We start from the raw sequence: 15,022 nt of genomic DNA, 5'->3' as shown, positions 1-15,022 counted from the left end.
CTTCGTCTCGTCGGCACCGTTCTGCAACGCTATAGTTGCGTTGGAGACGAGCGCAGCTGATGGTGCCGGAGGGTAAGCGGTGAGCGAGGTTCGGATCACGGTTCGGCAGAACGGTCCCTATCACGTGCAAGGGCGCGTCATCTTGGTCGATCACGAGGGAAACGAGATCCCGTACGAAGGGGAGGAGATCTGGCTCTGCCGTTGTGGTGGCTCGGCGAAGAAGCCGTTTTGTGACGGGACACACCGGCGAATCGGTTTCGTGGGGGACCTCGGGGTCCAGGTTCGATCCATCGCGAGCGAAGGGACGAGCGGTGCGGCAGCTTCGACCGCTGCTGCGGTAGCTGGGCAAAGCGGTGAGAGCGATTTCGTCCCGGTCAAGCCTCTGGCTGAGGTCCCCGAGGCGACGATCGTGCGTTTCGAGGTCGACGGAGCGCCGCGCTTGCTGGTTCGCTTCGGGGAACGACTCTACGCGGTCGACGGCATCTGCACGCACGAGGAGGCGGAACTGGCCGAGGGGGATCTGGAGGATGGCGTGGTCTATTGCCCCTTGCATGGCTCGGGGTTCGAGCTGGCAACTGGACGAGTCACGAGTCTCCCAGCGACCAAGCCGTTGGCGGTGTACGACGTGCTCGTTCGGGACGGGATGGTGTACGTGTCGCGCCAGCCGCGCGGTCAGTGAACGCTGAGGCTGAAGGTTGGATATTCCTGCGGGGTCATAATGGGCCAGGAGCAGACGCTCCTCGGCGATCGGCCTCAGCGGCGGGTAGGGGACTCGCCTGTGCGGCATCGCGATTGCGGCAGCAGGCGTGGGCCTGCTCTCGCCGATCGGTCTCGCGGAGCGCTTCAGCGAGACGACCGACCGAGCGACTTGGATGGTTCTCGCTCTCTGCCGAGCTCCCAAGCGACGGTCGGCATGGAGCATGCGGGGGCCGCTGGCGTCGTCGACCGGAAAACGTCGGTCGAGACGAGGAAGAAGCGGGTGCTCGGGCGCTGAAGGGGGTTGCCATGGTCGAGCACTGCCTCGTCGTGGGAGCTGGAGCGGCAGCTTTCGGGTTCGCGAATGCGATCCGCGAGGTTGGGTACCAGGGACGGGTCACCGTGGTGGGCGCTGAGCCGGTGCCACCGTACGAGCGACCACCACTCTCCAAGCAGTATCTCCTGGGGAAGAAAGAGGAGAGCGAGCTTCTCTTTCGGCCAGTCGCGTTCTACGAGGAACGCTCGATCGAGTTGGTGCTGGGTGATGCGGTCGAGGAGATCGATCTCGAGCGGCGGGTGGCCTGCACGCGTGCGGGGAGGGAGATCGGCTTCGACCAGTTGGTGCTGGCAACTGGGGCGTTACCGAATCGGCTGGCGGTGCCCGGGGCAGAACTCCCGGGGGTCTTCGTGCTCCGCTCGCTCGAGGATGCACGAGGTGTGCGCGCGGCGCTGTCGTCCGCGCAGCGCGTCGTCGTGATCGGTGGCGGGTTCATCGGGTGCGAGGTCGCGGCGAGTGCGCGGACAGTGGGGAAACAGGTGGCGCTGGTCGAACCGTTACCGGTCCTGCTCGCTCGTGCGCTCGGCGAGACGGTCGGCGCCGCGATCACGCGGGTGCACGAGCGAGCGGGTGTGCAGCTCTACCTGGGGCGGAAGGTCATCGCGTTGGAGGGGCGAGAGCGGGTGGAGCGGGTACTCTTGGACGACGGCACGAGCCTTCCCGCCGAGATCGTGGTCGTCGGGATCGGCGTCCGGCCAGCCGTGCCGGCGATCAGGGGCGAGCTGGCGATGGACGATGGTGTCGTCGTCGATGCGACGTGCGCAGCGAGTGCCCCGGGTGTCTGGGCTGCCGGCGACGTGGCACGCTGGTGGCATCCGGTGATCGAGCGCTCGATCCGGGTCGAACACTTCGACAACGCTTTGGCGCAAGGTGCGTGTGTCGCCAAAGGGGTCGCGGGGCATCCCGAGGCGTACGCGCCGGTCCCGTCTTTCTGGTCGGATCAGTACGATCTGACCATCCAGCAGTACGGTTACCCGATCGAATGGGATGACCTCGTGGTGCGTGGCGATCTGGACGCTCCCGCTTTCACTGCCTTCTACTTGAAAGCCGGACGCGTTTGTGGAGCGGTGATCGTGAAGCGGCCGCGCGAGATGCGACCAGCACGGCGCCTGGTCGAGGCGATGGCGCGAGTCGATCGGGCGCTTCTCGCGGACGAGGGTGTCGATCTGCGTTCGCTCGCGCCCTGAATCGAAATCCTGGTGGTGTACCGAAGCCTGCACGGGAAAACACAGACCAGGGATCGGTGAGTCGGCGCCGATCGCGTGGGCGAGCGCGCGAGGCTCCGTCACGCGCGCTGGATCGCAGACGAATGGAGCGGGGCGTGTCCGGCTACGCCCCGCTCCGTTCACGAAGGTGATTCAGCGCACGATGGGGAGACCTGCGCGGGCCCAGGCGATGAGGCCGCCAGCGAGGTTGCGGACCTGAGTAAAGCCGGCGCGTTGCAGATACGCCGTGGCCGAGGCACTGCGGTTACCGCTTCGGCAGACGAGAATGATCTCCCGATTCGGGTCGAGTTCACCGAGTCGCTGGGGCAACTCGTCGAGGGGAATGAGCCGTGCGCCAGGGATACGGGCGGCTCGCCACTCGTCCGGCTCGCGCACGTCGATGAGGAGTGCCCCGGCCTCGAGGCGTTCCTGTGCCTCGTGCGGGGTGAGTTCCGGAACGCGTGGGCCGAACAATCGGGTCAACATCGGATCCTCCGTTCTCCATTTCTCTGCAGCACCTTTTCGCGTCGGTCGGGGAGGCGCGCTGGGTACCGTCCGCACAGGGAACGAGATGCCCGGCTGGTCGGTCGATGCGCCAGCCGGGCGAGTGACCGATCGTTCACACTGTGACCGCGGCTCCCCGCGTCGTCGGGAGGCCAGCGGCGCGCCAGGCGTCCATACCACCCTCGACCGAGTAGACACGTGGGAAATCGTGCGCGCGCAACAGGCTCGCTGCCAGTGCGCTGCGGGTTCCGGCGCCGCACACGAGCGCGATCGGGCGCGAAGGATCGAGTTCGGTCCAGCGCTCGGGCAACCGATAGAACGGGATGTGGCGAGCTCCCGGAATGTGTTCTTCTGCCCACTCGGAGGGCTCGCGGACGTCGACGATCTCGAGGGTGGCGTCCTCCTCGCGCCAGCGAGCCAAGTCGTGGACGGTGAGGACAGGCAACGTGCGATACGGAAAGCCGGCACGTTCCCACGCAGCCATCCCGCCAGCCAAATAGCCGACTACCTGGTCATAGCCGATGACTGCCAGCATCTGCACGGCACGGCGCGCATCCTCGTCGCGCTCGACGACGAGCACGAGTGCTCGGTCAGGCGGAATAACTAAGCCGACTCGATTCTGGAACTGCCCGCCGTCGAGGGCGACAGCAATGGCACCCGGGATGTGGCTCGCGGCGAAGGGGGCAGGTGACCGGACATCGAGGACGACGGCACCCTGCTCGATGAGTTCGCGAACGCGAGCTGGGGTGAGCGGTGTCGCCGTGCCCATCTTCGGGGGCTCAGCGGCGCGGTTGAGCTCGACGATGCGGGCGAGATTCGGTGGGCGCTCGGGGAGGTTCTCGTTCATGAAGCGGACAAAGGTTTGACGGTCGAGGATCTGCAGGGCCGGGTTGTTGCGCGCCTCGAAACCGATCGTGGTTCCGGTCATACGGTTGTTGACCCGCCCACACAACGAGCCAGCGACGTGACCGGGAAAGACGAGCGTGCCGGGAGGCAACTGAAGAAGGCGCTGGTGGAGCGAATCGAACAGGGCAGCAGCGCCTTCCCGGCCATCGATCGCGAGATCGGGGCGGGCGACATCGCCGACGAAGAGCGTGTCGCCGGTCAGGACCAGCCATGGCTCCTGACTGCGCGAGCGGTCGATGACCGCGATGACGATGTGCTCCGGGCGATGTCCTGGGGTATGGATGGCGCGGAGGACGACTTCGCCCAGCTCCAGCTCATCGCCGTCTCGGAGCGGCTGGTGCGGGTAAGCGACACCGGCCAGAGCGGAGACAGCGATCGTCGCGCCGGTCGCGGCGGCGAGCTGATGATGCCCGGAAACGTGATCGGCGTGGTTGTGCGTTTCGATGATGTAGCGGAGCTGGAGTCCCTCGCGCTGGAGGAGGTCGAGGATCTCGTCGACCATGTCGATGCGGGGGTCGATCACTGCAGCCAGTCCGGCGTCAGTGGAAGCGACGACGTAGGCCGCGCAGCCGATATCGGTGCGGAGGATCTGTTGGAAGAACATCGCAGTGCTCCTTTCAGGCAGCCTCGAGAGCGCGGAGTGCTCGTTCGAGCCGAGCGCGCGCCTCGGTAGCCAGTTCGTCGAGAGCCGGGTTGCCGACGATGCCGAGCATCGCCTTCGGGTCCGCGATCTCGACGCGAGTCTTCCCGTCCACCTCGCGGACGACCACGTTACAGGGGAGCAGGAGACCGACCTCGCGTTCGGTCTCGAGCGCTCGATGGGCGAGGGGCGGGTTGCAGGCTCCGAGAATGACGTAGCGTTCCATCTCCAGCCCGAGCTTCTGCTCGAGCGTGGCCTTGACGTCGATGGTGGTGAGGATGCCGAATCCTTGCTCCTTGAGCGCTTCATGGACCTTGGGCAGGACCTCATCGAACGGATGGTCGAGATCGACGCCGAAGCCGTAGCGACCAGTGAACATCGAGTCTCCTCCTTTCCGTATTCCGCGTCGTTGTCGTTCCCGTCGAAGCCGCTCGCCGTGCGAGCCCACGGCCCGCATCACCAGCGGATGGCTCAGCCGCCGCCGGTGGAGCAGCTGGCAGCGCTCGAGGCGCCCTCGCTGGTGCGAGCAGCGAACGCGGAGAGCAGCCGTTCGGTCTCGCTCGTGCCGCAGTTGGGACAGACGACCGGCTGATCGGCTTGGGAGAGTCGGACGAGTTTCTCGAAGCGGTAACCGCAGACTCGGCAGCGGTATTCGTAGAGGGGCACTCGTGTCACCTCCGTTCCATCAGGACCGATTCGGCCAGCTCACCCTGGCGCAGCAGCTGATCGAGGAGCAGGGCACGAGTCAGATGGCATGCCTCGAGGATGCGCCGATCGGTGAGCGAGTAATGCATTTCGGTGCCGACCCGCTGGGCGTGAACCAGACCTCGCTGGCGGAGGATGGCCAGGTGTTGGCTGATCTTGGCCTGCCGCTGGCCGGTCGCGTGGGCGAGTTCCTTGACCGCCTTGGGGCCGTCACCGAGCAGTTCGATCAGTTCGATACGGGTCGGATCGGCGAGCACCTGACAGAGCATGGCCTGCAGACGGTAGAGCTCGTGCCGGCGCTCGCGTTCGTCGTTGCTCAAGGGTTTTCCTCCTTCCGGGTGCAACTCTATTCGCATGCACGCATATTCTAATGCAACAAGTGAGGCAGTGCAAGGAGCTCAGCTGCTGTGCGCGATCCGCGACGGTGACCAGCTCGTCGGGGCCGGGTGTTGCCAGAAGGAGCCGTACGGACTCGCGGGGTGCAGGGGCAACTCGGTCGTGGGGATCGACGGCGTGCGGGTGTGGGCGGAGGGCCGCCGGATGCGACGTGGCGAACGGAATCGACCACAGCGTGTGTAGCACCATGCGCGAGCACGGTGCCCGAGCGAAGGCGGATCGTGGTCGCGGCTGGTCGTCCGGTCAGGGCGACGAGTGCTGCCAGGGGGATCGGAGTATCCGGAGCGGCACGCGCTGAACGAGCAGGCGCGGGCGGCGCGCCTGGCTGCGCAGTCTGCGCAAGGCTTCGCTCCGGATCACGGTGCCGCTCTTCCAGCGGTCGACCGCTGCGGCGCGCGGGCGGTCTGCAGCGAGAAGCGGGGAGCAGCGTGAGCCGGTGGAAGAAGCTGGTGAAGGGTGCAGGCGTACGGGGCGCAGCAGTCGGTGAGGTGCCGGAAGAGGGGAGTGCAGTGTGGGAGACGCGGGGGGACGGGTAGGCCAGTGCTCGAGTGCGTCGCTCGAGGTGGGCGGAGTGCGCGTTGTGGTCTGGTGCGAGCGTGCCGAGCGGGTGTGGATGGCTGAACGGCGGTCGGACAGCGCGGTGGGGAGCGCGGAGCACGGCGCACACGGGGGGCAGCACGAGCAGTCGCGACGGTCGGCGTGGATCGGTTGGGTGTGGGGTTCGATGGGAAGCGACAGGGGCGGGCTCGAGAGCTTGACGAAGAGAGTCGGAGCGTTGTATGGTATCTGCGATAGGCACCGTGAAACTGGATTCGGGTAGGTCACGAGTTCGCTTGTCGCGGCGGGCGACGATGGATCGAGGACGGTTCGGAACGACGGGAGATCAGCGAGGGTGGGTCTTCGTCGCTCCCTGCCCGACGATGAACGCGCTCTTTGCCCTGTGGCCGCGCATTTGCGACTGTTCCCGCTGAACGAGAGAGCCCAAAGCACATTCGAGCTTCGGGTAACGTCCTGACGAAGCGAGCTGAAGAATCTGTCGAGAGATCGATGATACGTTCAGTCGCTTTGACTCAGGGAGGTACTGTGATGAACGGGTGAGAGGGTCATGCGTCGGCAAGGAGGAGACGGGGTCGAGCGTTCGGGAAGGGAGAGGGAACGATGCGTGCGGTGAACAACGATCGGCGCTATCTGGCTTTCGTGATCGGCGCCTCGACGGTCGGATCGGCGATCGAGTGGTACGACTTCTACATTTTTGGGAGCTTGGCGGCGATACTGGCGACGCATTTCTTCGCCAAGGATCATCCGGTGGCGGCGCTTTTGAATACCATCGCCATCTTTACCATCGGGTTCCTGTTCCGGCCACTCGGGGCGATCATCTTCGGTTGGTACGGGGACAAGATCGGGCGCAAACGGGTCTTCATCCTGACCTTGCTCGGGATGGGCTTGGGCACAGCGCTGATCGGTGTGATCCCGAGCTACGCGACGATCGGTGTGCTCGCTCCGATCCTGGTCTTCGTGCTGCGCGTGATCCAAGGACTGAGCGTCGGCGGAGAGTGGGGAGGTGCGCTGACCTACGTGGCCGAGCACGCGCCGGACGGGAAGCGTGGGCTGTACACGGGCCTGTTGAGCCCGGCGGCGATCTACGGTCTGATCATCTCGTTCTTCGTCGTGCTGGGGGTGCGAACGGCTCTCGGTGAAGAGGCGTTCCGGGCCTGGGGCTGGCGCATACCGTTCCTGCTCTCGCTCGTGCTCGTCCTGATCTCGCTCTACGTGCGGCTGCGTCTCCAGGAGACGCCGATGTTCGCTGAACTGAAGGCGCGGCGTGCAGTGGTGCGGAACCCCTTGAAGGTCACCTTCACGGGCGAGAACCTGCGGCGGGTGCTGATTGCAGCTGCCGTCTCGTTCGGTCAGGCGGTGGCCTGGTATACCGCGATCTTCTGGGCGCTCTTCTTCCTCCAGACGGCGCAGAAGCTCGATCTCATCACGACATATAAGATCCTGCTGCCCGGTCTGTTGATCGCGCCAGTGCTGCACGTTTTGATGGGGTGGCTCTCCGACTCGATCGGGCGCAAGCCGATCGTCCTGACCGGCTTCGTCCTGGCGATCGTCGGCTTCTACCCGCTCTATACGCTGCTCGGGCGGTTCGCGCAGAAGGACAATCTGCAGTATTGGCCTGCTGCCCTGACTGTGATGGGCCTGATGCTGATCGCGGCGATGGTGTGGGGACCGCTGCCGGCTCTGCTGGCAGAGTATTTCCCCACGCAGGTCCGGTACACATCGCTCGGGTTCGTCCAAAATACGGCCAATGGCTGGGGTGGTGGACTGGTCCCGTACGTGACGACGTGGATCCAGACAGCGACCGGAAACTTGATGTGGGCGCTGGTCTATCCGATCGCCTTGCCGCTCCTGGGTTTGATCGTCGGTCTCCTGTTCTTGCCGGAGACGGCGCGCCACCGGTTGTGGGAGCGGCCAGAGGCAGCGATGGCGACCGGCGACGGGGAATAATTCGGATACCAGAACGACGGTGCGACTGGCCGGTTCGGCGAGTTCCCGCCCCGGCCGGTCGCTATCCGCTCGCAGGAGGCGGAGGGAGATGACGATGCAGACAGGGACGACGCCGCTCTTCCAACAGCTCTGGTCGCGGCCCCAGTGGGAGGGGCTTCCGCCCTATCGCTCGCTCCTGACACCGCTGATGCTACTGGAGCGGACGTTGCACGTCTTCCCCGACAAGGTCGGAGTGGTGGATGGCAACCGGCGGCTGACGTACCGCGAGTTCGGAGCCCGCGTCTACCGCCTCGCCAGCGCGCTGCGCGGACGGGGGTTGCAGCCGGGCGATCGGGTCGCGGTGCTGTGCCGGAACAGCTCGGAAGCATTGGAAGCCCATTTCGCCGTACCGCACATGGGTGGGATTTTGGTCCCGATCAACGTACGCCTCTCGAGCGAGGAGGTGCGCTACATCCTGGAGCACTCAGGCGCCCGGGCGTTGATCTTGGACGGAGCGCTGGCGAGTCTCATCGAGCCGATCCGGGGAACCCTTTCGGACCTCGAGCTCGTCGTCTGGGCCGATATCGACAGTCGTCACGGCGATCCGCCGCCTGCTCGTGCATCGTTTGCCGATGTCGAGTACGAGGCGCTGCTCGCTGAGGGCTCACCGGATCCAACGGTGTACCCGCTGCGCGACGAGGAAGAGGTGCTGAGCATCAACTACACGAGCGGGACGACCGGTCGGCCGAAGGGCGTGATGGTGACGCATCGCGGTGCCTACTTGAACGCGCTGGGGGAGATCATCGAGGCGCGACTGGTGCCGGAAAGCGCCTATCTCTGGACATTGCCGATGTTCCACTGCAACGGATGGTATTTCCCATACGCTGTGACCGGGATCGGCGCGACGCACGTGGTGTTGCCCAAAGTCGATCCGCCCCGCATCTTCCAGCTGATCGAGCAGGAAGGTGTGACGCATTTCTGCGGTGCGCCGACCGTGCTGATCATGCTGCTGCAAGGACGGCCGAGTCCCGACTACCGGTTTCCCAGGCCGCTCACCGTGCTGACCGCGGCGGCGCCACCGGCGCCGGCGACGATCGCGGCGATGGAAGCCATGGGTGCTCGCATCGTGCACGTCTATGGTCTGACCGAAACGTATGGTCCGCATACCGTTTGCGAGTGGCACGAGGAGTGGGACGCCTTGCCATTGGAAGAGCGTGCGCGACTCAAAGCACGGCAGGGCGTGGGCTACATTCATGCACCGGAGCTGCGAGTGGTCGACGAGGCGATGCGCGATGTCCCAGCAGACGGCGAGACGCTGGGTGAAGTGGTCATGCGTGGCAACAACGTGATGAAGGGGTATTACCGCGACGAGGAGGCGACTACCAAGGCGTTCGCTGGCGGCTGGTTCCACTCCGGTGACCTGGCGGTCGTGCATCCGGATGGGTACATCGAGTTGCGCGACCGCAAAAAGGACATCATCATCAGCGGTGGGGAAAATATCTCGACGATCGAGGTCGAGCGTGCGCTCTACCAGCACCCCGCGGTGCTGGAGTGCGCGGTCATCGGTATCCCGGACGAGAAGTGGGGCGAGGTACCGAAAGCGTTCGTCGTGCTGAAGCCAGGAATGCAGGCGACACCGGAGGAGTTGATCGCGTTCTGCCGGGATCGCCTGGCCCACTACAAGTGCCCGAAGCAGGTCGAGTTGGTCGAGAGCTTGCCCAAGACCTCGACGGGGAAGATCCAAAAGTTCGTGTTGCGCGAGCGAGAGTGGGCTGGCTACGACAAGCGGATCCACTGACCAGGCGGGTGGTGGTTCAGTGGGCTCGCCGGCGAGCGGCGCTGTGACTGGTCGTTGGACCGAGTCAGCAAAGCGCCGGTTCGAGGTGCCGGGGGTAAGATTCGAGCAGGCTGGTTCGGCGTGCGGGTCGGGCACATGGGGCGAACGAGTGAGGGAGGAACGACGGTGGCGAGCGAGCGAGATCCGTTCCGGGAATATGCGATCGAGACACTGGCTGTGCATGCCGGGCAAGCGCCGGATCCAGCCACGGGAGCGCGGGCGGTTCCCATCTATCAGACGACGTCGTTCGTCTTCCACGATGCCGATCATGCCTCACAGTTGTTCAATCTCGACGAGCCAGGACATATCTACACGCGGATCAGCAATCCCACGGTCGAGGTATTCGAAAAGCGGGTGGCGTACCTGGAAGGTGGGGTGGCGGCGGTCGCGACGGCGAGCGGTCAAGCAGCGACCACGTTGGCGATCCTGAACATCGCACGGGCTGGTGACGAGGTCGTGGCGAGCACGAGCCTGTACGGGGGAACGGTCGCGCTCTTCGCCAATACGCTCTCCGACCTGGGGATCTCGGTCCGGTTCGTCGAGCCGTCCGATCCGGAGAATTTCCGGCGGGCGATCACGGAGCGAACGAAGTGCATTTACGCGGAGACGATCGGCAATCCGCGACTCGACGTGCTGGACATCGAGGCGGTGGCGCGCATCGCGCACGAGCATGGAATCCCGTTGATCGTCGACAACACGTTCGCGACACCCTACCTGTGCCGCCCGATCGAGTGGGGCGCGGACATCGTAGTGCATTCGGCGACCAAGTGGATCGGCGGGCACGGCGTCGCGATCGGTGGCGTGGTGGTCGATGCTGGGCGCTTCGACTGGGGGAACGGCAAGTTCCCGCGGCTCGTCGATCCGGACCCGGGCTACCATGGGATCTCCTACTGGAAGGATTTCGGCAGCTTGGCCTACGTGACCAAGCTGCGAGCGCACATGATGCGCGACGTCGGCGCCTGCATGAGCCCGTTCAATGCGTTCCTGCTCCTTCTGGGACTGGAAACGCTGCATGTGCGGATGGACCGGCATTGCGCGAACGCGCTGGAGATCGCGCGCTGGTTGGCCGAGCATCCAGCTGTGGCCTGGGTGGCCTACCCGGGCTTGCCAGAGCACCCATCGCATCACCTGGCACGCAAGTACTTGCGGGAAGGGTGCTATGGCGCGGTCGTCGTCTTCGGCGTGAAGGGTGGGATGGAAGCCGGCATCAAGGTCATCGACAACGTGGCACTGTGGTCGCACCTCGCGAACGTCGGCGATGCCAAGTCGCTGATCATCCATCCGGCGAGTACCACGCACCGGCAGCTGACCCCCGAGCAACGGGTGGCAGCTGGGGTCGGGGACGACTTGATCCGGCTGGCAGTCGGCATCGAGCATGTCGAGGATCTCAAGGCTGACCTGGATCGGGCCTTGCGGATCGCGACTGGCCTGGCAGCAGGTGGTGACGGGCGAGCGCGCGATGAGGTGGCGCAGGTCGTGCTCAACGACGAACAGGTCATCCGTTCGGTGTGCACGCGGGCTTTCGTGGACGAGGACGGAACCCAGCGACCGCTCGTCCTGGCGATCGTTGGGCTTTCCAATGACCCGGCTCGGCCCAGCTATCGTGTGGCCCAGAAGCTCAAGCGGCTCGGCTACCGGATCATCCCGGTCAACCCGCTCATCGATGAGGCGCTCGGCGAGCGGGCGTACCCCTCGCTGCGCGAACTCCCGATCCGCGCTGATGTCGTGGTGGTCTTCCGAGCCAGCGAGCATGCACCAGCGGTCGCCCGCGAGGCAGTCGAGCACGGTGCACGAGTATTGTGGTTGCAAGAGGGTGTGGTCAGCCCGGAGGCGGCACGGATCGCGACCGAGGGCGGCCTGGCGGTGGTGATGAACCGCTGCATTTACAAGGAGGCACAGCGCTGGCGGGGCCACGCCAAGACGTTCCGTCCGGACGAGGTGGATCGCGCACTCGTCGGTGCCGGAACGAATGGGCGGTCCAGCGAGCCGGCAGACGACTGAGGGAACCGGAGCGAGCCGGCGAGGCCGGAAGGAGGGACAACGATGACCGCGACCGAGCAGAGAACCTACCAGTACATCCTGACCGATGTGCGCGATGGGATCGCTGTGGTGACGATGAACCGCCCGGAGAAGCGGAACGCGCTCTCGGTCGCGCACATGGAGGAGCTGACGGATGCCTTCCGGCGGATCGGTGAGGATCGGGACATCGCGGTCGCGATCTTGCGCGGCGCAGGGCCGATCTTCTGCGCTGGCCATGACTTGAACGAGCTGACCGGATGCGATGCGCCGACCGCGCGCCGTATCTTCGCGGTCTGTACGACGCTGATGCAGACGATTCGATCGATCCCCCAGCCGGTGATCGCGCAGGTCCATGGGCTGGCGACTGCCGCGGGCTTCCAGCTGGCCGCGACCTGCGATCTCATCGTGGCGGCGGCGGGGACGCGCTTCCAGACCCCGGGCGTGAAAATCGGACTATTCTGCTCGACTCCGATGGTGGCGGTGAGCCGGGTGCTACCGCCGAAGAAGACGTTCGAGCTTTTGGTGACCGGCGAACCGATCACGGCGGAGGAGGCGGCACAGCTGGGGATGGTGAACCGAGTCGTCCCGGCCGAGGAACTGGAGGCCGCCACCTGGGAACTGGCAGAGAAGATCCGGGCGGCGAGTCGCTACGTGGTCGGGATCGGGAAGCAAGCGTTCTACCGACAACTGGAGCTTCCCGAGCACCTCGCCTATGCCTACGCGATGGAGGTGATGGCGCTCAACGCGTTGGCAGCGGACGCACAGGAGGGGATCTGCGCTTTCCTGGAAAAGCGCCAGCCACAGTGGCGGAACGCCTGACACTGGCGGACGAGCTGGCCCTGGCCGAGCCGTGGCGATAACGCTCGGGGAGAGCCGAGTGGTCGTCGAGGGGCACGACTGGAGGTTGGCTCGCTGAGCCTGGTGGGACCGGCTCGTTTTGCGGCAGTCGATCGGCTGTGACGGGACGGAGCCGTTCGGGAGACACCTTCCGAACGGCTCCGTTGACCTCGAAGGACGATCGGCAGGCGATGTCGCGCGATCGACAGGTAGGCGCGCCTCGGGTGCAGGGCGGTATGGTGGTGCTGGCAGGCGCGTCTTTCCTAGCCTCGCTCTCGAGGTGTCGATACCATCGAGTCGTGCCTGACGGTCAGCAAGCCTGGTGCGGTGAGTCGAGCCGGGGCCACTCATCTCTGCGTCCCTGGTGCGAGCTGGGGTGCTGGAGGGTTGACAAGCGAGCCCCCGATGGCTAGACTGGGTGCGTACGTACTCGTGTACATTCATAGAGCAGCGCTGGCGCGAACTTGGGACGAACGGCCTAGAGGCTCGGGGAGCGGCGTGGCCGAGAATAGAGAGTGAAGCGCATTCACGTCGGACAGGCGAGAAGCGGCAGGGTCAGCGGTGAACGAGAACGGTGTCCTGATGCGATGGCCGATCACGATTTTTCGGGATCCGTGCAGTGACGAACGCCAGCCGCGCTGGGTAGCGGTTGCCTGTGAGCCGTCGCAACTGCCGCCGGAGGCGGCTCAGTCCTGTCTCGTCCTGCAGTACTGGCGCCGACAATTGCGTTGTCCGCCGGTTGCTGTCGGTGAAACGCCGGATACTGCCCTGAGCAATCTCCTCGCAGCGCTCGACCGGGCGCGGGAGGGGGTAAAGGACTCGAGGAGGGTGGAGCCATGAGTGAGTACCGTGAAGCGCTGGCCATCATCTTGAATGCGGTACGGTCGGCTGGCCTCCCGTTGACCGGCTGGTGCTTGGAGCGGGACTGCGTGCATTTCCTGATGAGTGGAGGCATCGAAGTGACGGTTCCGCTGGATCGACTGTTCGGGGGGTCGCCGAGCACAGTGGTGGCGGAACTCCTCAATGCAGTGGGTTGGCGCACGACGCCAGTGACCGTACGGCCGATGGAAGAGATCGTCGAACTGGCCCCGCAGCAACTGGCACGACTGCGCTTCTTGCACTGGTTGGTGAGCACGGGTCGGCTACCTGGTGATACGGAACGGCCACGGTTCGAACTGGCGACGGCCAGCTGATGGTCGGATCTTCTCTGCCCACTCGTCCGCTATGCTAGCGGCAGCGGATCGGTACGAGGAGCGGCGAGAGCGAGGTCGCGGTGGGCGGAGAGGGGTGGCAGGTGTTCGGAGACGATCCGGCGGTGGAACAGCTGGCGCGGTCGCTCGCTCGTGTCGTGGTGCGCGAAGAGGTAGCCCGGCCGTGCCAGACGTATCCTTTGCCCTCTCGCATGCTTTCGATGCGCACTCTCCCGAACCTGCGTCGCTGGGATTTGACCGTGATCGTGCCAGAGCGGCTGACTACGCTCACCCACTTTTACCAGCTGCTCGTACGGCTGCCCGAGATGGTCAGTTGCCGGATCGTGTGGATGACGGGCAGCTCGGTCGATCTCGCGCTCTTGACGGTCGTCTTCGATGAAGCGCGATTGACCCACGTGATCGAGCGCTGTCTCCAAAGCAGTGGAGGCTCACCAGGTTTCTCGCTCAGGGCATTCGGGCACGAGGTGGGCGGGCATGCCGATTTACGGTGACCTGAGCGATTTGCCGCTGCACATCCTCCTCCAGGCTTTGACGAGGGCTGGGCAGACTGGTCGACTGACGCTGCGGACGCGGGTCGAGGAAGTCACGCTGGTACTCGATCGTGGACGGCTCGCAGCGGTTCTGAGCAGCGACGTACAACTCCGACTCGGCCAGATGCTGGTACAGCTCGGGGACATCAGCGAGGAACAGCTGGAGCAAGCGCTCGCGTTACAAGCGGTGACGGATGGGCGACGCCGGCTCGGGCGGATCCTCGCGGAGTTGGGTTTCGTGACCCATCAGCAGATCGAGCGGGCACTGGCCCAGCAGTTCGAAGAAGTTCTGGTGCGGGTGCTCGGAGCAGCCGATGCGTCCTTCGCGTTCGTGCCCGAGCCGCCACTCATTCCCGACGAGGAGACCGTCTTGGATGATGCGCCGATGACGAAACTTCTCTTGAATGCGATCCGACGCGCCGACGAGCGACGTGCCGGAGTACGCCTGACGACTGGTCCGGTCGACCGGTCGGTGCTCGATCGACTCCTGCCCGAGGAGCGGGCAGTGCTGACGGCGGTGCTGGAAGGGCAGCGGACGGAACAGCGACTCGCGGAGGCCACAGGCTTACCGAGAGCGACGATTCGCGAGGTGTTGGATCGGCTGGTCTCCTTCGGGGTGCTCGAGCGTGCGGGTTGAAGCGCAGCCGATGGTGAAGCGGGACGCGGGCCAGGAAAATCGAGCCGCTCGCTCCTGACGGGGGATGCGAGCGGCCAT

The 15,022-nt window shown here is 65.3% G+C and carries 15 protein-coding genes; 10 read left to right on the top strand and 5 right to left on the bottom strand.

Features of this window, described 5'->3' with window-relative positions; genetic code table 11:
* The first annotated feature begins 79 nt into the window (after positions 1-79).
* Positions 80-679, top strand: a complete 600-nt coding sequence (locus ACWIVK_RS09095; protein ID WP_448576332.1) for a CDGSH iron-sulfur domain-containing protein — start codon at positions 80-82, stop codon at positions 677-679.
* Between the two features lie 326 nt (positions 680-1,005).
* Entirely contained in the window at positions 1,006-2,220 is a 1,215-nt protein-coding gene (locus ACWIVK_RS09090) for an NAD(P)/FAD-dependent oxidoreductase (RefSeq protein ID WP_448576331.1), read from the top strand.
* Positions 2,221-2,391: 171 nt separating this feature from the next.
* On the opposite strand, the gene ACWIVK_RS09085 is transcribed toward ACWIVK_RS09090, so the two are convergent.
* The 5 genes from ACWIVK_RS09085 to ACWIVK_RS09065 all read right to left on the bottom strand — a co-directional run bounded on the left by ACWIVK_RS09085 (position 2,392) and on the right by ACWIVK_RS09065 (position 5,313).
* Positions 2,392-2,724: a rhodanese-like domain-containing protein gene (locus ACWIVK_RS09085; protein ID WP_448576330.1), complete on the bottom strand. Its 333-nt coding sequence runs from the start codon at positions 2,722-2,724 to the stop codon at positions 2,392-2,394.
* 133 nt (positions 2,725-2,857) lie between these two features.
* Positions 2,858-4,252, bottom strand: a complete 1,395-nt coding sequence (locus ACWIVK_RS09080; RefSeq protein WP_448576329.1) for an MBL fold metallo-hydrolase — start codon at positions 4,250-4,252, stop codon at positions 2,858-2,860.
* A gap of 13 nt (positions 4,253-4,265) precedes the next feature.
* Entirely contained in the window at positions 4,266-4,667 is a 402-nt protein-coding gene (locus ACWIVK_RS09075) for a DUF302 domain-containing protein (RefSeq protein ID WP_448576328.1), read from the bottom strand.
* A 92-nt stretch (positions 4,668-4,759) separates the two neighbouring features.
* Entirely contained in the window at positions 4,760-4,963 is a 204-nt protein-coding gene (locus ACWIVK_RS09070; protein ID WP_448576327.1) for an FmdB family zinc ribbon protein, read from the bottom strand.
* The gene (locus ACWIVK_RS09065; RefSeq protein ID WP_448576326.1) at positions 4,960-5,313 is read right to left on the bottom strand and encodes an ArsR/SmtB family transcription factor; all 354 of its coding nucleotides are present in this window, start codon (positions 5,311-5,313) and stop codon (positions 4,960-4,962) included. Before ACWIVK_RS09065 ends, ACWIVK_RS09070 begins: the two co-directional genes overlap by 4 nt.
* Before the next feature lie 1,234 nt (positions 5,314-6,547).
* On the opposite strand from ACWIVK_RS09065, the gene ACWIVK_RS09060 reads away from it, so the two are divergent.
* The 8 genes from ACWIVK_RS09060 (at position 6,548) to ACWIVK_RS09025 (ending at position 14,944) form a co-directional block, all read left to right on the top strand.
* Positions 6,548-7,894 carry an MFS transporter gene (locus ACWIVK_RS09060; protein WP_448576325.1) on the top strand — a complete coding sequence of 449 codons (1,347 nt, stop codon included), beginning with the start codon at positions 6,548-6,550 and terminating at the stop codon, positions 7,892-7,894.
* A gap of 94 nt (positions 7,895-7,988) precedes the next feature.
* Positions 7,989-9,671, top strand: a complete 1,683-nt coding sequence (locus ACWIVK_RS09055) for an acyl--CoA ligase family protein (protein WP_448576333.1) — start codon at positions 7,989-7,991, stop codon at positions 9,669-9,671.
* Between the two features lie 135 nt (positions 9,672-9,806).
* Positions 9,807-11,711, top strand: coding sequence for a PLP-dependent aspartate aminotransferase family protein (locus tag ACWIVK_RS09050; RefSeq protein ID WP_448576324.1), 1,905 nt, complete (start codon positions 9,807-9,809; stop codon positions 11,709-11,711).
* Positions 11,712-11,753: 42 nt separating this feature from the next.
* Complete coding sequence (locus ACWIVK_RS09045; RefSeq protein ID WP_448576323.1) at positions 11,754-12,548, top strand: enoyl-CoA hydratase; 795 nt, start codon at positions 11,754-11,756, stop codon at positions 12,546-12,548.
* A gap of 600 nt (positions 12,549-13,148) precedes the next feature.
* Positions 13,149-13,406 (top strand): hypothetical protein, encoded by a 258-nt coding sequence (locus ACWIVK_RS09040; RefSeq protein ID WP_448576322.1) that lies wholly within the window; start codon positions 13,149-13,151, stop codon positions 13,404-13,406.
* Positions 13,403-13,759, top strand: coding sequence for a hypothetical protein (locus tag ACWIVK_RS09035; RefSeq protein WP_448576321.1), 357 nt, complete (start codon positions 13,403-13,405; stop codon positions 13,757-13,759). Before ACWIVK_RS09040 ends, ACWIVK_RS09035 begins: the two co-directional genes overlap by 4 nt.
* 80 nt (positions 13,760-13,839) lie before the next feature.
* Positions 13,840-14,268 (top strand): hypothetical protein, encoded by a 429-nt coding sequence (locus ACWIVK_RS09030; protein ID WP_448576320.1) that lies wholly within the window; start codon positions 13,840-13,842, stop codon positions 14,266-14,268.
* Entirely contained in the window at positions 14,252-14,944 is a 693-nt protein-coding gene (locus ACWIVK_RS09025) for a DUF4388 domain-containing protein (RefSeq protein ID WP_448576319.1), read from the top strand. Before ACWIVK_RS09030 ends, ACWIVK_RS09025 begins: the two co-directional genes overlap by 17 nt.
* Positions 14,945-15,022 lie beyond the last annotated feature (78 nt).

The sequence above is a fragment of the Thermomicrobium sp. genome (assembly GCF_053493975.1).
This window is presented reverse-complemented; position numbering and strand designations above follow the sequence as displayed.